The 17157-nt window shown below is 74.9% G+C and carries 15 protein-coding genes; 12 read left to right on the forward strand and 3 right to left on the reverse strand.

All coding sequences use genetic code 11. The features are described from left to right. The 4 genes from CK485_RS15950 to CK485_RS15965 form a co-directional block, all read left to right on the forward strand. The coding region (locus CK485_RS15950; protein WP_342673478.1) for a flavodoxin-dependent (E)-4-hydroxy-3-methylbut-2-enyl-diphosphate synthase at nucleotides 1-196 on the forward strand (196 nt) is incomplete at its 5' end. Nucleotides 197-346: 150 nt separating this feature from the next. Further along, nucleotides 347-1192 carry a GNAT family N-acetyltransferase gene (locus CK485_RS15955; RefSeq protein ID WP_109453074.1) on the forward strand — a complete coding sequence of 282 codons (846 nt, stop codon included), beginning with the start codon at nucleotides 347-349 and terminating at the stop codon, nucleotides 1190-1192. An 83-nt stretch (nucleotides 1193-1275) separates the two neighbouring features. Next, the gene (locus CK485_RS15960) at nucleotides 1276-1866 is read left to right on the forward strand and encodes a GNAT family N-acetyltransferase (RefSeq protein ID WP_109451167.1); all 591 of its coding nucleotides are present in this window, start codon (nucleotides 1276-1278) and stop codon (nucleotides 1864-1866) included. Nucleotides 1867-1947: 81 nt separating this feature from the next. Next, a complete protein-coding gene (locus CK485_RS15965; RefSeq protein WP_109453076.1) occupies nucleotides 1948-3621 on the forward strand; it encodes a proline--tRNA ligase in 1674 nt (557 codons plus the stop codon). A gap of 93 nt (nucleotides 3622-3714) precedes the next feature. On the opposite strand, the gene CK485_RS15970 is transcribed toward CK485_RS15965, so the two are convergent. The 3 genes from CK485_RS15970 to CK485_RS15980 are packed head-to-tail and all read right to left on the reverse strand — an operon-like array spanning nucleotide 3715 to nucleotide 5754. Then, nucleotides 3715-4629, reverse strand: coding sequence for an aminoglycoside phosphotransferase family protein (locus tag CK485_RS15970; RefSeq protein WP_109451169.1), 915 nt, complete (start codon nucleotides 4627-4629; stop codon nucleotides 3715-3717). A gap of 26 nt (nucleotides 4630-4655) precedes the next feature. Beyond that, nucleotides 4656-5219, reverse strand: coding sequence for a DUF4439 domain-containing protein (locus CK485_RS15975; RefSeq protein WP_109451170.1), 564 nt, complete (start codon nucleotides 5217-5219; stop codon nucleotides 4656-4658). 1 nt (nucleotide 5220) lies between these two features. Continuing rightward, on the reverse strand, nucleotides 5221-5754 hold the full coding sequence (locus CK485_RS15980) for a hypothetical protein (protein ID WP_109451172.1): 534 nt from the start codon (nucleotides 5752-5754) through the stop codon (nucleotides 5221-5223). A gap of 211 nt (nucleotides 5755-5965) precedes the next feature. On the opposite strand from CK485_RS15980, the gene rimP reads away from it, so the two are divergent. The 8 genes from rimP to CK485_RS28520 all read left to right on the forward strand — a co-directional run bounded on the left by rimP (nucleotide 5966) and on the right by CK485_RS28520 (nucleotide 17053). Next, the gene (rimP, locus tag CK485_RS15985) at nucleotides 5966-6586 is read left to right on the forward strand and encodes a ribosome maturation factor RimP (protein ID WP_109451174.1); all 621 of its coding nucleotides are present in this window, start codon (nucleotides 5966-5968) and stop codon (nucleotides 6584-6586) included. Between the two features lie 2 nt (nucleotides 6587-6588). After that, complete coding sequence (nusA, locus tag CK485_RS15990) at nucleotides 6589-7596, forward strand: transcription termination factor NusA (protein WP_109451176.1); 1008 nt, start codon at nucleotides 6589-6591, stop codon at nucleotides 7594-7596. A 237-nt stretch (nucleotides 7597-7833) separates the two neighbouring features. Beyond that, nucleotides 7834-8118 (forward strand): YlxR family protein, encoded by a 285-nt coding sequence (locus CK485_RS15995; protein ID WP_109451178.1) that lies wholly within the window; start codon nucleotides 7834-7836, stop codon nucleotides 8116-8118. 199 nt (nucleotides 8119-8317) lie between these two features. Further along, nucleotides 8318-11386, forward strand: coding sequence for a translation initiation factor IF-2 (gene infB, locus CK485_RS16000; RefSeq protein ID WP_109451180.1), 3069 nt, complete (start codon nucleotides 8318-8320; stop codon nucleotides 11384-11386). 165 nt (nucleotides 11387-11551) lie between these two features. Further along, nucleotides 11552-11845 (forward strand): DUF503 domain-containing protein, encoded by a 294-nt coding sequence (locus CK485_RS16005; RefSeq protein WP_109451182.1) that lies wholly within the window; start codon nucleotides 11552-11554, stop codon nucleotides 11843-11845. A 26-nt stretch (nucleotides 11846-11871) separates the two neighbouring features. Beyond that, a complete protein-coding gene (gene rbfA, locus CK485_RS16010) occupies nucleotides 11872-12336 on the forward strand; it encodes a 30S ribosome-binding factor RbfA (protein WP_109451184.1) in 465 nt (154 codons plus the stop codon). Then, nucleotides 12333-13235 carry a tRNA pseudouridine(55) synthase TruB gene (gene truB / locus CK485_RS16015; protein ID WP_109451186.1) on the forward strand — a complete coding sequence of 301 codons (903 nt, stop codon included), beginning with the start codon at nucleotides 12333-12335 and terminating at the stop codon, nucleotides 13233-13235. The genes rbfA and truB overlap by 4 nt, the downstream gene beginning before the upstream one ends. A gap of 410 nt (nucleotides 13236-13645) precedes the next feature. After that, nucleotides 13646-17053, forward strand: coding sequence for a serine protease (locus tag CK485_RS28520; RefSeq protein WP_146214548.1), 3408 nt, complete (start codon nucleotides 13646-13648; stop codon nucleotides 17051-17053). Nucleotides 17054-17157: the final 104 nt, after the last annotated feature.

Consider the following 17157-nt stretch of genomic DNA (forward strand, 5'->3'; position numbering starts at 1 on the left):
TGGTGAGGCGCGTGAGGCGGATCTGGGTGTGGCGTCGGGGAACGGGAAGGGGCAGATCTTCGTGAAGGGCGAGGTGATCAAGACCGTGCCGGAGTCGAAGATCGTGGAGACCCTGATCGAGGAAGCCCTCAAGATCGCCGAGCAGATGGAGGCCGACGGCGAGGCCTCCGGCGAGCCCACCGTCAGCGTCTCCTGACCCCGGCCCGCCCACCGGCCGTATCCGCGTCGCACCCGCACCGCCTCCTCCCGCACCCGCAGTTCCATGGCTGCGCCCCGGAGCGGCGGTGCGGGGTACAGTGCGGTGACCAGCAGCCCGCTGCGGGCCCGTACCGGTGAGGCGCCCTACGTGTTGACGACGACCACGACCAAGGTCCTGGAACCCTCCGACCTGGACGCCGCGCTCGCCGTGCTCGACCGCGACCCGGTCGCCAACGCCTTCGTCGCCGCCCGCGTCCAGATCGCCGGACTCGACCCGTGGCGACTCGGCGGGGAGATGTGGGGCTGGTACAGCGGCGGGCGCCTGGAGTCGCTCTGCTACGCGGGCGCCAACCTCGTCCCCCTCTGCGCGACCCCGGCCGCCGTACGCGCCTTCGCCGACCGCGCCCGGCGGGCCGGCCGCCGCTGCTCGTCCATCGTCGGGCCCGCCGAGCCCACCGCCGCCCTGTGGGCGCTGCTGGAGCCGAGCTGGGGCCCGGCCCGCGAGGTGCGCGCCCGCCAGCCACTGATGGTCACCCGCTCGCTGCCCGCCGACGTCGTGCCCGACCCCGGGGTGCGGCGGGTGCGCCGGGACGAGATGGACGTGATCATGCCGGCCTGCGTGGCGATGTTCACCGAGGAGGTCGGCGTCTCGCCGCTCGCCGGGGACGGCGGCCTGCTCTACCAGGCCCGGGTCGCCGAACTCGTCTCCACCGGGCGGTCGTTCGCCCGCATCGAGGACGGCCGGGTGGTCTTCAAGGCCGAGATCGGGGCGGCCACCGCGCACGCCTGCCAGATCCAGGGCGTCTGGGTCGCGCCGGAACACCGCGGCCGGGGCCTGTCCAAGACCGGCATGGCCGCCGTGCTCCACTACGCGCTGCGCGACGTCGCCCCCGTCGCCAGCCTCTACGTCAACGACTTCAACGCCGCCGCCCGCGCCGCCTACCGCGCGGTCGGCTTCACCGAGGTCGGCGCGTTCATGAGTGTCCTGTTCTGAACGCCCCCGCGCGCGGCCGCCGTCGGCGCAGCTCGAACGTCAACGCTGTTCAGCGGAGGCGGTGCGGCTAGTAGTGTCCCCGCATGGATGACGTGCTGGTGGGGCCGCTCGACCTGGCGGAACGGGTCGACGAGGCGCTCGCCGTTCAGGCCCTCGCGTTCGGGCTCAACGACGAGGAGATCGCGGTACGCACGCAGATCGTGCTGCGCCACCTCACCCAGCCCGGCGTGCGCGCCCTGGGCGCCACCACCGAGAGCGGCAGGCTCGTCGGCTTCGGCTACGGCATGCCCAACGACCGCGCCCACTGGTGGTCCACCGTCGTCGAGCCCTACCTGCGCCGCGCCGGCACCGCCGACTGGCTGGACGACTCCTTCGTGGTCGTCGAACTGCACGTCCTCCCCGCCCACCAGGGCAGGGGCGTCGGCCGCCGCCTGATCACCGGACTGACCGGACCCGTGCCCCAGCCCCGCAGCATCCTGTCCGCGCTCGACCTCGACAGCCCCGCCCGCCGCTTCTACCGGGGCCTGGGCTACGTCGACCTCGCGCACCCCGTGCACTTCCCCGGCGCCCCCGTCCCGTACACGGTGATGGGCGCCCCGCTGCCGCTGCGCGGGGCCGGCGCCGGACAGCGCGGCGGCTCCCCGGGGCGGCCGGACCGCGGAACGCGTTTCTGACCGGGCCGCCGCGCTCGGTATCCTCGACGTCCGCCCCACCCCGCCGTGACGACGTACCGGAGAGCCCCCATGGTCCAGCGCATGTCCCGAATGCTCCTCAAGACACTGCGCGACGCACCGGCCGACGCCGAGACCGCCAGCCACAAGCTGCTGGTGCGCGCCGGTTACGTCCGCCGCACGTCGGCGGGCGTGTGGACCTGGCTGCCGCTCGGCAAGCGGGTGCTGGAGAACGTGACGCGGATCGTCCGCGAGGAGATGGACGCGATCGGCGGCCAGGAGGTGCTGCTGCCCGCGCTGCTGCCGCGCGAGCCCTACGAGGTCACCGGCCGCGCCGGGGAGTACGGCGACCTGCTCTTCCAGCTCAAGGACCGCAAGGGCGCCGACTACGTGCTCGGCCCCACCCACGAGGAGATCTTCACCCAGGTCGTCAAGGACCAGGCCACCTCGTACAAGGACCTGCCGGTCATCCTGTACCAGATCCAGACCAAGTACCGGGACGAGGCCCGCCCGCGCTCCGGCGTGCTGCGCGGTCGCGAGTTCCAGATGAAGGACGCCTACTCCTTCGACACCACCGACGAGGGGCTGGCGGAGTCCTACCGCCTGCACCGCGAGGCGTACATCAAGATCTTCACCCGGCTCGGCTTCGACTACCGCGTCGTCTCGGCCGTCTCCGGCGCGATGGGCGGCTCGGCCTCCGAGGAGTTCCTCGCCCCGGCCGCCGCCGGCGAGGACACCTTCGTGGACTGCCCGAAGTGCGAGTACGCGGCCAACACCGAGGCGGTCACCACCGTCGTGCCGCCGGCCGACGCCACCGCGCACGGGCCGCTGGAGCTGCTGGACACCCCCGACACCCCGACCATCGAGACGCTCGCCGCGCACCTCGGTGTCCCGGCCTCCGCCACCCTGAAGAACCTGCTGGTCAAGGTGGACGGCGAGATCACCGGCGTCGGCGTGCCCGGCGACCGCGAGGTGGACCTCGGCAAGCTCGCCGAGCACCTGGCGCCCGCCGAGGTGGAGCTGGTCACCGCCGAGGACTTCGAGGGGCGGCCCGACCTGGTGCGCGGCTACGTCGGCCCGCAGGACCGCAAGTTCCCGTACATCGCCGATCCGCGCGTCGCCCCCGGCACCGCCTGGATCACCGGCGCCAACGAGCCCGGCAAGCACGCCCGCGACGTGGTGTGCGGCCGCGACTTCGAGGTCGACCGCTACCTGGACGTGGTCGTCGTCGAGCCGGGCGACCCCTGCCCGGAGTGCGGCGCGGGCCTGGAGATCGGCCGCGCGATCGAGATCGGCCACATCTTCCAGCTCGGCCGCAAGTACGCCGACGCCTTCCAGCTCGACGTACTCGGCCAGAACGGCAAGCCGGTGCGCGTCACCATGGGCTCGTACGGCATCGGCGTGTCGCGGGCGGTCGCCGCGCTGGCCGAGCAGACCGCGGACGAGCAGGGCCTGTGCTGGCCGCGCGAGGTCGCCCCGGCCGACGTGCACGTGGTCGCCGCGGGCAAGGCGGCGCAGACCGAACTGGCGCTGGAGATCGGCGACCGGCTGCACGCGGCGGGCGTGCGGGTCCTGGTGGACGACCGCACGGGCGTGTCGCCCGGCGTGAAGTTCACCGACGCCGAGCTGATCGGGGTGCCGACGATCCTGGTCGTCGGCCGCCGCGCGGGCGAGGGCGTCGTGGAGCTGAAGGACCGGCGCACCGGCGAGCGCGAGGAGCTGACCGTGGACGAGGCGCTGGCCCGCCTGACGGCGTGACACCGCACGGCTGACGGACCACGGGCGGGACGGCCGCAGGACGGGCGCCCCGCCCGGCCTCCAGACCGCCCCGCCGTCGTCCGGCTTCCGCCGTCACAGCCAGGCGGCGAACTCCAGCAGCAGTTCGCCGTCGCCGCGCGCGCCCACCGACAGCGCCCAGGCGCCCGCCGCCACCGCCCGGAAGAACGCCCAGCCGCGCAGCCTGTCGCGGTCCAGGTCCAGCGCGTCGGCGAGCCGGTTGACCCGGCGCCGGGCGGCGGCCTGGGCCGCGGGGGAGGCGGCCAGCGTCTCCAGCCGGTCGCGCACCAGCCACGCCAGGTCGTACGCGGGCTCGCCCACCAGGGGCTTCGGGTCGATCGCCAGCCACGGCACACGGCTGCCGGACAGCACGTTGCCCTGGTGGAAGTCGCCGTGCAGCAGCACCGGTTCCGGCGCGTCGGCGACCAGCCGCTCGCGCAGCGCCAGCGCCTCGTCCACCAGCGCCTCCAGCTGCGGGGTGCGCCGGGAGGCCAGCGCCTCGGCGAGCGCGGCGGTGTGGTCGGCGAGCGAGGTGAAGGCGTGACCGGCCGGGGGCGGCACCCACAGCCTGCGCACCACCTCCGCCGCCTCCAGCATCGCCTTCGCCTCCGGCAGCGAACGCAGCGAGACGTCGCCGCCGAGACGTTCCAGCAGCATCACGCCGCGTTCGGGATCGGCGCGCAGCAGCCGCACCGCGCCCCGGCCGTCCCAGTGCGCCAGCGCCGCGTGCTCCTCGCGGGTCTCCTCGGTCACCATGCCGAGCTTCAGCGCGGCGGGCGTGCCGTCCTCGTCCCTGACCAGGACGACCATGCTGATGTTGCCGCCGGGCTGCTGCACCCGCTCCGGCGTCAGCCGCCAGTGCTCCAGGTACTCCTGCGCCAGGCCAGGCAGCGCGGCCAGCCACTCCCGGCCCGCCTCGCCCTCCCAGGCGGCGACGGTGCGGGTCAGCCGCTGCGGCGGTTCCAGCCGTACGCGCGGTGCCGAGGCCATCGCGGCATCCCTTCGGCGGTCGTCGGTCACAGGGCGTCGGGCGCCGGGGTGCCGGAGGCCGAGGCCGGCGCGGTGGTCGCGGCCGACGCGGTCGGCGCGCCGTCCGCGGCCCGCTCCGGCAGCCCGGGGAAGGCCACGCACGACCCGCGCCAGCGCACCGCGCGCACGGCCGCGTCCGCCAGGTCGGCCGCCGCGTCGGCCCGCAGGGCACCGAAGGCCGCGGCCACCAGGTCCGCGTAGGCGTCCGCGACCCGGTCCTCCAGCACCGCCGCGAGCCGGGCCGCGGTCGCGGCGCCGGTCACCGGGAACGGCAGCGCATAGGCGGCGTCGGCGGCCACCGGGGTCGCGCCAAGGCCGCGCACCGTCCGGGCCATCGCGTCGCGGCGCGCCCGGTGGGCGGCGTAGGCGGCCTGGGCGTCGGCGCGCCGGTCGGCGTCGACCCGGGCGCCGACCACCCCGTAGCCGTAGACCGCGGCGTGCTCGGCGGCCAGCGCGGCCTGCGCGGCGACGACCAGCCGGGACGCCCCCGCGGTGGACGAGGGCGCCGGGGCGCCCGACGCCGGGGAACTCGATGAGGAGGGCGGGGTCATCTCACGCACCTCCGCGCAGCAGCAGCGCGTGGCACGTCCCGGCCGCCGCGACCGAGGCCAGCAGGCGGGCCAGCGCGGGCGAGGCGTCGCGCAGCGCCGCGGTCCTGGTCGCGGCCGTGCGCTGTTCGGCGTCCGCGAGGGCCTTGAGCGCGGCGTCCTGACCGGACGGCACGGCGGGCGCGCCCGAGGCGCTCGGGGAGGCGGACGCCGGTGCCGAAAGGGCGGGGGACGGCGTGCCCGGGGCGGGCGGGGCGAGCGCCTGCCGGTGCGCGGCGACCTGGGCGCGCAACGGCCGCAGGCGGGCGGCGAGCGGCGGGTGCGCGGCGATCGTGGCGTCGTAGCGTGCCAGCAGCGCCGCGCAGTCCTGGGCGGCCAGGACGCGACCGCGTTCCTCGGCGTCGGCGGCGGCCACCGCGCGCGGGTCCGGCGCGGGCACGGCGTCGGCGCACCCGGTGGCCAGCGCCACCAGGGGCAGCCCGGCACCCCCGGCGAGTACGGCTCGTCTGCGCGGCCCGCGCGCGAGCGGCGTCGTCATCTGGGTCGGCACGTTCCTCGTTCCCGCTCGTCGGACGGTGCCGGCCGGATCACGGCCGGCGGACGGCTTCGGCAGCCTACCTGCGGTGATCGGGAGGGGCCGAGGCCACCCTTGGGGCTGCGCCGAATCGTCAGCCGGGTGCCGGAACCGATAGGCTCATGCCCGACACGCGACGAACCACAACAGCACACGCGGCCGAGGAGTCACCCGGATGAGCACCACCCAGAGCGACAGGCTGCGAGGGTTGCTGGAGCCGCTCGCCACCGCCGCCGGACTGGACCTGGAGGAGGTCGCGGTCACCCCGGCGGGCAAGCGCCGTGTTCTGCGTGTCGTGGTGGACAGCGACGAGGGCGTCCAGCTGGACGCGGTCGCCCAGCTGAGCCGCGCGATCTCCGAGGCGCTCGACGCCTCCGACGCGATGGGCGGCGCCCCGTACGTCCTGGAGGTCACCTCCCCGGGCACCGACCGCCCGCTCACCGAGCCGAGGCACTTCGTCCGCAACCGCGGCCGCCTGGTCAAGGTGCGGCTGGCCGACGGCGGCGAACTCGTCGCGCGGATCGTCGAGGTGGACGACGAGGGCCTGGACCTCGAGGTCCCCGGGGTGAAGGGCCGCAAGCCGACCTCCCGCAGGCTGGCGTTCGCCGAGATCGCCAAGGCCCGGGTCGAGGTCGAGTTCAACCGCAAGGACCGCGACGGTGGCGCTCAGGAAGCCGACGCCGATGCCTTCGAAGCGGACGCCGACAGCGCCGAAGACGAGTACGACCAGCACGACGAGTACGACGACGCGGACACGCCCTCCGCCGAGATCACCGAGAGCCCCGAGGAGGCGTAGCCGTGGATATCGACATGAGTGCCCTGCGGGGTCTGGTACGGGAGAAGGAGATCTCCTTCGACCTGCTGGTCGAGGCGATCGAGTCCGCCCTGCTGATCGCCTACCACCGCGAGCCCGGCAGCCGCCGGGACGCCCGCGTGGAGCTGAACCGCTCCACCGGTCACGTCACGGTGTGGGCCAAGGAGGAGGCCGACGAGGCCGCCGAGGGCGACGCGCCCCGCGAGTTCGACGACACTCCCTCCGGTTTCGGCCGGATCGCGGCGACCACCGCCAAGCAGGTGATCCTCCAGCGGCTTCGGGACGCCGAGGAGGAGATCACGTTCGGCGAGTACGCCGGGCGGGAGGGCGACATCGTCGCCGGTGTGGTCCAGCAGGGCAGCGACCCGCGCAACATCCTGGTCGACATCGGCAAGCTGGAGGCCATCCTGCCCCCGCAGGAGCAGGTCCCCGGCGAGGACTACAAGCATGGCACCCGCCTGCGCACCTACGTGGTGCGCGTCGCCAAGGGCGTGCGCGGTCCGTCCGTCACCCTCTCGCGCACCCACCCGAACCTGGTGAAGAAGCTCTTCGCCCTGGAGGTGCCGGAGATCGCGGACGGGTCGGTGGAGATCGAGGCGATCGCCCGCGAGGCCGGTCACCGCACCAAGATCGCGGTCCGCTCGACCCGTCAGGGGCTCAACGCCAAGGGCGCCTGCATCGGCCCGATGGGTGCCCGGGTGCGCGCGGTGATGGCCGAACTGAACGGCGAGAAGATCGACATCGTCGACTGGTCGGACGACCCCGCGCAGATGGTGGCGAACGCGCTGTCGCCCGCCCGCGTGACCAAGGTGGAGGTCGTCGACCTCGCCGCCCGGTCGGCGCGGGTCACCGTCCCTGACTACCAGCTGTCGCTGGCGATCGGCAAGGAAGGGCAGAACGCCCGTCTGGCCGCGCGCCTCACCGGCTGGCGGATCGACATCAGGCCCGACACCGAGCCGGAGCAGGAAGCGGCGGCGTCCGACGAGGCGTAGTCCGTACGGACCATGGGTGCCTGCGGGCTCATGGTCCTTACGGGACCGTGGTCAGGGGCGGGCTCGTCGGCCGTGCGGCTCGTACGGACTCCGCGGGGCCGGGCGACCCCGCGTGCGTGGCCGGAAACCAGCGGTTACCGACGGCCCACCCGGGTCATGGTCAATAACGCGATACCGAACAGCCGAGCGCAAACCAACCCGAAGGGGTGAGGTTGGCGCGGGGAGGTAGACTTAACAGTGTCTGGCCGGACGCGTGCCCGGGCATGCCCTGAGCGAACCTGCGTGGGCTGCCGGAAGCGGGCGGCCAAGAACGATCTGCTGCGCATCGCGGTGATCGGAGACGAGTGCGTCCCCGATCCGCGCGGTACGCTGCCCGGCCGGGGCGCCTATCTGCACCCCGACAAGGCGTGTTACGAACAGGCGGTCCGCCGCCGCGCGTTCCCCAGGGCCTACCGCGCCCGGGGTCCGCTCGGGACGGCGCGGCTGGAGGAGTGTTTCGGGCCCACCGGGTCCGGGACATGAGCGGTAAGCGGCACCGCGCAAGGCGGTACGCGGCAGGAGCAGTACGCAAGTGAACGGCACGGAGACACCGTGCGGTCAGGTACCTCGCGAGTCGGAAGTAGGTCGAGATTGCGATGAGCACTCGATGAGTACGCGATGAGTACGCCCATGAAGTAGCGACGGTCCGGCGGACGACCACCCCGGACCTAGAAGGAGCGAAGTGGCTAAGGTCCGGGTATACGAACTCGCCAAGGAGATGGGAGTCGAGAGCAAGGTCGTCATGGCCAAGCTCCAGGAACTCGGCGAATTCGTCCGTTCGGCGTCCTCGACGATCGAGGCGCCGGTTGTCCGCAAGTTGACAGACGCCTTGCAGACCGGTGGCGGCGGTTCCGCCTCCGGTGCTGCCAAGCCCTCGGCGCCGCGCAAGCAGGCGCCCGCCAAGCCGTCCGCGCCCACCCCGGGTGCGACGGCCCGTCCGGCTGCCCCCAAGCCGGCACCCCGTCCCGCCGCGTCCGGCCCCGCGCAGGCGCCGTCCCCGGCGGCCCCCGCCTCCGGTGGCGCAGCGCCGGGCCCGCGCCCCGCGCAGCCCGGCCCCCGGCCCGGCCCGAAGCCGGCGCCCGCGCAGCCCGCGCCGGCCGCGGAGTTCTCCTCCCCGGCCGCGAGTTCGCCGGCCCCGGCGGCTCCGGCGCAGTCCGGTCCGCGTCCCGGTGCCACTCCCGGCCCGCGCCCCACGCAGCGGCCGGGTCCCGGCCAGCGTGACGGCGGCCAGGGCCGCGGCGGCGCGCCGCGTCCCGGCGGCGACCGCGCCCCGCGTCCGGGCGGCGGCGCGCCGCGTCCGGCCGGTCCGCGTCCCGGCAACAACCCGTTCACCTCGTCCGGTTCCACCGGCATGCCGCGCCCGCAGGCCCCGGGCGGTCCCCGTCCCGGCGGCGCGCCGCGCCCCGGTGGCCAGGGCGGTCCCGGCGGTGGCCCGCGTCCGCAGGGCGCGCCGCGCCCCGGCGGTGCCCAGGGCGGCCCGCGGCCGACTCCGGGCGGCATGCCGCGTCCCGGTGGCGGCGGCCCCGGCGGCCCGCGCCCGAACCCGGGCATGATGCCGCAGCGTCCGGCGGCGGGCCCGCGTCCGGGTCCCGGCGGCGGCGGCGGTCGCGGTCCCGGCGGTGCCGGTCGCCCCGGTGGCGGTGGCGGCGGCGGTCGTCCCGGCTTCGCCGGTCGCCCCGGTGGCGGCGGCGGTGCAGGTCGTCCCGGTGGCGGTGGCGGCTTCGCCGGCCGTCCCGGTGGCGGTGGCCCCGGTGGTGGCGGCGGCTTCGGCGGTCGTCCCGGCTTCGGCGGCCGTCCCGGCGGCCCCGGTGGCCGTGGTGGCACGCAGGGCGCGTTCGGCCGTGGCCCGGGCGGTCGCCCGGCGCGCGGTCGCAAGTCGAAGCGTCAGAGGCGCCAGGAGTACGAGGCCATGCAGGCCCCGTCGGTCGGCGGCGTGATGCTGCCTCGCGGCAACGGCCAGACGGTCCGGCTGTCGCGCGGTGCGTCGCTCACCGACTTCGCGGAGAAGATCAACGCCAACCCGGCGTCCCTCGTCCAGGTGATGCTGAACCTGGGTGAGATGGTCACCGCGACGCAGTCCGTCTCCGACGAGACGCTGCAGCTGCTCGCCGACGAGATGAACTACGTCGTCGAGATCGTCAGCCCGGAGGAGGAGGACCGCGAGCTGCTCGAGTCCTTCGACATCGAGTTCGGCGAGGACGAGGGCGGCGAGGAAGCGCTCGTCGCGCGTCCGCCGGTGGTCACCGTCATGGGTCACGTCGACCACGGCAAGACCCGCCTGCTGGACGCGATCCGCAAGACCAACGTGGTCGCGGGCGAGGCCGGCGGCATCACCCAGCACATCGGCGCGTACCAGGTGGCGACCGAGGTGAACGGCGAGGACCGCCGCATCACCTTCATCGACACCCCCGGTCACGAGGCGTTCACCGCCATGCGTGCCCGCGGTGCCAAGTCGACCGACATCGCGATCCTGGTGGTCGCGGCGAACGACGGCGTGATGCCGCAGACCGTCGAGGCGCTCAACCACGCCAAGGCGGCCGACGTGCCGATCGTCGTCGCGGTCAACAAGATCGACGTCGAGGGCGCCGACCCGACCAAGGTGCGCGGTCAGCTGACCGAGTACGGCCTGGTGGCCGAGGAGTACGGCGGCGACACGATGTTCGTCGACATCTCCGCCAAGCAGGGTCTGCACATCGACGACCTCCTGGAGGCCGTCATCCTCACCGCCGACGCCTCGCTCGACCTGCGGGCCAACCCGGAGCAGGACGCGCAGGGCATCGCGATCGAGGCCCACCTCGACCGCGGTCGCGGCGCCGTGGCCACCGTGCTGGTCCAGCGCGGCACGCTGCGGGTCGGCGACACGATGGTGGTCGGCGACGCGTACGGCCGCGTGCGGGCGATGCTCGACGACGGCGGCAACAACGTGGAGGAGGCCGGTCCTTCGACGCCGGTCCTGGTCCTCGGTCTGACCAACGTCCCCGGGGCGGGCGACAACTTCCTCGTCGTCGAGGAGGACCGCACCGCCCGCCAGATCGCGGAGAAGCGTGCCGCCCGCGAGCGGAACGCGGCGTTCGCCCGCAAGGGCATCCGCATCTCGCTGGAGGACCTGGACAAGGCCCTCAAGGCGGGCGAGGTCCAGCAGCTCAACCTCATCATCAAGGGCGACGCGTCCGGTTCGGTCGAGGCCCTGGAGTCCTCGCTGCTCCAGCTCGACGTCGGCGACGAGGTGGACATCCGCGTCCTGCACCGCGGTGTGGGTGCGGTCACCGAGTCCGACATCAACCTGGCGGCGGGCTCCGACGCCATCGTCATCGGCTTCAACGTCCGCGCGGAGGGCCGCGCGACGCAGATGGCCGAGCGCGAGGGCGTCGACATCCGGTACTACTCGGTGATCTACCAGGCCATCGAGGAGATCGAGGCGGCCCTGAAGGGCATGCTCAAGCCGGAGTACGAAGAGGTCGAGCTCGGTACGGCGGAGATCCGCGAGATCTTCCGCTCGTCCAAGCTGGGCAACATCGCCGGTGTGCTCATCCGCTCCGGCGAGGTGCGCCGCAACACCAAGGCCCGGCTCATCCGCGACGGCAAGGTCGTCGCGGAGAACCTCACCATCGAGGGCCTGCGTCGCTTCAAGGACGACGTCACCGAGATCCGCGAGGGTTACGAGGGCGGTATCAACCTCGGCAACTTCAACGACATCAAGGTCGACGACGTCATCGCGACGTACGAGATGCGCGAGAAGCCGCGCGGCTGACACGGCTGACCGGTCCGGCCGGGGCCCGGTCGGCGGAGATAATCCGTCGATCGGCCCCGGCCGGTGCCGGTAGTGTGGAAAGAGCTGATCACGTCGGCGTGCAGCCGTCACGTCAGCCGCCATCCCGTCACACGAGGCCTTCCAGATCGGCTAGATCTGCTGCCCATGTACGTAGGGACTCTGTCCTTCGACCTGCTTCTCGGCGACGTCCGCTCGCTCAAGGAGAAGCGCTCCGTGATCCGTCCCATCGTGGCCGAGCTGCACCGCAGGTTCGCGGTGAGCGCCGCCGAGGTGGGGGAGCAGGAGCTGTACCGCAGGGCCACCGTCGGCCTCGCCCTGGTCTCCGGCGACCCCGGCCACCTCAGGCAGGTGCTGGAGCGCTGCGAGCGGTGGATGGCCGCGCGCCCCGAGGTGGACCTGCTCTCGGCACGGCAGCGGATCCACGGCGAAGACGACTGAACACCCAGGAAGAGAGAAGATCACGCATGACCGACACCGCGCGGGCGCGCAAGCTGGCGGACCGCATCCGGGTCGTGGTCGCCGAGACCCTCCAGCGCCGGATCAAGGACCCGCGGCTGGGGTACGTGACGATCACCGACACGCGGGTCACCGGTGACCTGCGGGAGGCGACCGTCTTCTACACGGTCTACGGCGACGACGAGGAGCGGGCCGCCTCCGCCGCGGCGCTGGAGAGCGCCAAGGGCGTGCTGCGCTCCGAGGTCGGCCGCCAGACCGGTGTCCGGTTCACCCCGACGCTCGCCTTCGTCCTGGACGCCGTCCCCGACAACGCGCGCACCATCGACGATCTGCTGGCCAAGGCCCGGGCCGCCGACGAGCAGGTCCGTGAGACGGCCGCCGGCAAGGACTACGCGGCCGGCGCCGACCCCTACCGCAAGCCCGCCGAGGACGACGACACCGAGGCCGACGGCGACGCCTCGGACGACGCGTGAAGCGCAAGGGCGTCGGCCCGGACGGCCTGGTCGTCGTCGACAAGCCCGCCGGGCTGACCTCCCACACCGTGGTCTCCCGGCTGCGCCGCCTGGCCGGCACCCGCCGGGTCGGGCACGCCGGGACCCTGGACCCGATGGCGACCGGCGTGCTGGTCATCGGCGTGGAGAAGGCGACCCGGCTGCTGGGCCACCTGGCGCTCACCAGCAAGTCGTACGACGCCACGATCCGCCTCGGGCAGACCACGGTGACCGACGACGCGGAGGGCGAGGTCACCGCGACCGCGTCCGCCGCGCACGTCACCCGCGAGGCGATCGACGCGGGCATCGCAGAGCTGACCGGCGACATCCTCCAGGTGCCGTCCAAGGTCAGCGCGATCAAGGTGGACGGTCAGCGCTCGCACCGGCTGGTCCGCGCGGGCGAGGAGTTCGAGCTGGCCGCCCGTCCGGTCACGGTGTCCGCGTTCACCGTGCACGACGTGCGCGCCGTTACCGCGCCGGACGGGACCGCGCTGCTCGACCTCGACGTGACCGTGGACTGCTCCTCCGGCACCTATGTCCGTGCCCTCGCCCGCGACCTGGGCGCGGGCCTCGGCACCGGCGGGCACCTGACCGCGCTGCGCCGCACCCGGGTCGGGCCCTACCGGCTCGACGGGGCGCGGACGCTGGAGCAGCTGGAGGAGTCGTTCTCCGTGCTGCCGCTCGGGCAGGCCGCTGCGGCCGCGTTCCCGCGCTGGGACGTGGACGAGCGCACCGCCCGGCTCCTGACCAACGGCGTGCGGCAGAAGGCGCCGGGGCTCGGCACCGGGCCGATCGCGGTGTTCGGGCCCGAGGAGCAGTTCATCGCGCTGGTGGAGGAGAAACGCGGCGAGACCCGGATCCTCGCCGGGTTCGCCCAGTGACCGCGCGTCCGGCCCCGGCCGTCGTGAGCGGTGCGGTCGTCGTGAACGGCGCGGGCCGCCCGGCCGATTCGGCCGATCGCCCGCGCATCGCAAAAGCATCGCATGACAAAAGCGCCCGATCGTAAGTCGTACGACCGTATTCACCGGTATTCCGTTAAGCCTGGAGGATGCGGTCGTGCGCTCTGCGAAGGGCGTCTCGCGGCGGACTCACCGACTATCGCGCAGACTTCGACGATGCCCCTGTGACCAGCGGCTATCCACGTCGTGGCGGTGATTCACCCCAACGTGGCGGAAACGGGGGTGAATTCGGTCGCGGGAAGGGTCGTCCTTCCTTCACGCCCTGTCGGGAAAGGGTGTTCAGCCCTACCGTCGAATCGCGTTTCCTGCCGATTCGACGGGGAGGTTGGTGAATGGCCCTCGGAGTTCCGCGCGGCGCAGGCCGGGGGAGGCCGGATCCGGACGACTCGCTGGTGCGGATCCACGATCTGGCCGGGCGAACGCGCGGCACGGGGTTCCTCATCGACACCCACGGCACGCTGCTGACCAGCCACGAGGCCGTCGACGGGCTGCCCAGGCTGGTGCTGCACGCGGCCGGTGAGCAGACCTGCCTGGCCGACGCCGCCGCCGTCACCCCGCTGCCGGGCCTGGGACTGGCGCTGGTGGCCACCGACGGACTTCTCGCCCCGCCGCTGCCGGTCGCGCCGTACGGGCCCGCCGACCCCGACGGCCGGGTCAGGGTCCGCGCCCAGGAGTGGACCGAGGCACGCGTCGCGGGGACCGCCCCCGGCACGTACACGGCGACCGACCGCTTCCATCTGCTGCCCGAGGTCTACGCGTTGGCCACCCGCGACGCGGGTGCGCTGCGCCCGCATTCGCTGGCCTCCGGCAGCCCGCTGATCGACGCCACCACCGGCGCGGTCGTCGCACTGCTCGCCACCGCGCTGCACGCCGAACGTCCCGCGGCCGCCTACGCGATCCCGCCACGCGGCACCGGGCCGCTGGCCGAGGCACTCGCCCGCAACGCCGCCACCGTCCCCGCCTACGGCCCGCACCTCAACCTCGCGGGCGTCCTCCACCTCACCGGCACCTGCGTCGGCTCCGCGACGGGCGCCGGGCCGCTCGGGGAGCGGTTCGAGCCCGTGCGCAGACCGGAGGCCGAGACGCAGCTGCGGCGCTTCGCCGAACCGGCCGAAGACCAGGGCCCGTCCGTGCTCGCGCTGGTCGGCGAACCCGGCTGCGGCCGCAGCACGGAACTGGCCGCCTTCGCCGCCCGCCGGGCCCACGACGCGCGTCCCGCGCCCACGGTTTGGCTGCGCGGAGCCGAACTGCGGCCTGGCGACGGGGGATTGCGGGACGCGGTGGAACGGGCGCTGCGCGCGGCCGGGCGGATCATCGACGCGGCGACGGGCACGGCGCTGCGCGGCGGCGCGGAGAGCGTGAGCCCGGACGCGGTGGCCCGGCTCGCCCGCGGCGCCGGACGGCCCCTGCTGGTGCTGCTGGACGCCCCGGAGGAGATGCCGCCCGCGCTGGCGCACGCGTTGCCCGACTGGATCGCGGGCACCGCGCACTGGCTGCGGGACGCGGACGTGCGACTGGTCGTCGCCTGCCGCCCGGAGTTCTGGGAGCACGCGGGACGGCGCTTCCCGCCGGGCACGCTCCACGACCCGGGCACACCCGCTCGCGCCCTGCCGTCCTGCGTTCTGCTCGGCGACCTCGGACCCCGCCAGGCCGCGTCCGCCCGCGCCCGCCACGGCGTGCCGGACGACGCGGTGGCCCCCGCCGACGCCGCGCACCCGCTCACCTTGCGGCTGCTGGGCGAGGTGCGCGCCGCCACACCCGGCCTGAGGGGTGTCCCCGACCGCGCCGACGTCTTCGCCGCCCATCTCGACCTGGTCTGCCTGCGTGTCGCGGAACGGCTCGCGTCCGACGCCACGCCCTCCACGCTGCGCCGGCTGGCCACCCGGGTCGCGGGCCAGGCGCACGAGGCGGCCCGCCGCTGCCTGGGCCCCGGCCAGGGCGAGCTGGACCGCGAGGCGTTCGAGCGGATCTTCCCCTGGCGCGGCGGCTGGGCGTCCGCGGTGCTCGGCGAGGGACTGCTGGTCCCGGCGGGCGCCGGATACCGCTTCGCGCACGAGGAGTTCGGCGACTGGCTCCAGGGCGCCCACCTCGACCTGGACGCCGCTCTGCACGCCCTGGTGCACCGCTGGACGACCGCGCCGCGCCCCGGCCGGGAGGCCGCCGTACGCCTGCCGTCCCGTCCCGCCGCCATCGCGCCGCCGGACGGCGGACCGCCCCCGCCGCCGCCCGCGCCCGCGCTGGCCCCGGCCGAGCCGCCGCACACCCTGCCGGTGCCCCGCCACCGCATCGGACCCGTCGCGCAGTCCCTGCTGCTCACCGCCCGCCGCGAGGGCCCCGCCTCCCTCGCGCACCGCCTGCACGCTCTCGTCTCCGCCCTGGACGCGGACGCCCCGGAACCCACCCGGGTCGTCGCGCACGCCGCCGACCCGCGCCCCGACGCCCCCGAGGAACGCAGGTCCGACGCCACGTGGTGGGCGGCGCACCTGCTGGGGGAGGCGCTGCTGCGGGTGCCGGACGCAGAACCGTACCGGGGGGTGCTGCGTCGGCTGGCCGAACGGATCACCGTGCGGGCCGTGCCGCGCGGCGGGTTCGCCGGTCCCGAGGGGCCCCGGGTGCCGCCGGGGCTCGCCGAGTTCGGGCCGTGGTTCTGGCGGCGGCTGACGCTGAGCACCGCGACCCGGCTGGACCTGCTGCGGCTGCTGCTGCCCGCCGACCCCCCGCCCCCGCCCAGGGACGCCGGGCCCGGGCCACGACAGGACCGGTTCATCGCCGCCGTCGACGAGGCGCTGCGCGAGGACACGGCCGCCGCGCTGCCGGTGCTGTGCCGCTGGTTCCGCGACGACCGGCCGCTGGCCGCCGCCCCCGGTGCCCGGCCGCGCCCCACGGTGGCGACCGCCGCCCAGGCCCTGCTGCACACCCACCGGCATCGCGCCCTGGACGCCCTCACCGAGGCGCTGGCCGACGCGGGCCACGCGCGCGCCGACGAACTCCTCGGAGCGCTGGCGGAGGACGAGCCGTCCGCGGTGTGCCGTGCGGTCGAGCGCTGGGCCGGCGACGAACGGGTCGAGCGGCGGGTGGCCGCCGCCGGGCACGGACTGCGGGTCGCCCCGCACGCCCGCACCGAGGAGGACCGCGCCCGCCTGCGCCGGGCGGCGCTGGCGTTGCTGGAGGAATCGCATCCTGTGGACGCGAGACCGGCGGGCCCCGTCGGGCAGGCCTCGGGGACCCGCGGCGCCGCACTGGCGCTGCTGGTCCGCGACCCGGTGACCCGCAACCGCCATCTGCCCGCCGCCGTCGAGCGCTTCGCCGCGGGCGATCCGTGCGTCCCCGCGAGCGCGCTGGCCGCCGCGCTCCCCACGCACCCAGAACCGGTGCTCGCCGCGTTCGGCCGCCGCCTGCGCGAACCGGGGCCGGGGGCGGCCGAGGTGCTGGCCGCGCTGGCCCGGGTCACCACGCCCGCGCTGGCCCGCCGCGCCGCGGCGCTGGTCGGCGGCTACGCCCGGCGCTGCCCGGAGGGCGCGGCCCACGTCGCCGCGTACCTCGACGCCCGGCTGGAGCAGGGCCCCGCGGCGCGCGCGGTGCTCTTCCCGCTGGTCGCGGGGCTGCTGCGGGCGCCGGGGCAGGAGGTGCGGCGCGCGCTCACCCCCGTACTGACGTCGGCCGGGACACCGGCGTCCCGCCCGCTGCGCAGAGAACTGCTGGGTGTGCTGCGGGCACAGGAGACCGCCGTCGGTCGCTAACCCGGCGACCGGCAGCGACGGCCCCGCCCGCCGGACCCGTGCACGCCCGGCGGCGCGGACATGGCAGGCTTGGACCCTACCTACAGACGGGAGCTTTTCTGTAG

Origin of the sequence: Streptomyces sp. ICBB 8177 (assembly GCF_003144095.1) — a bacterium.
Lineage (GTDB): Bacteria > Actinomycetota > Actinomycetes > Streptomycetales > Streptomycetaceae > Streptantibioticus_D.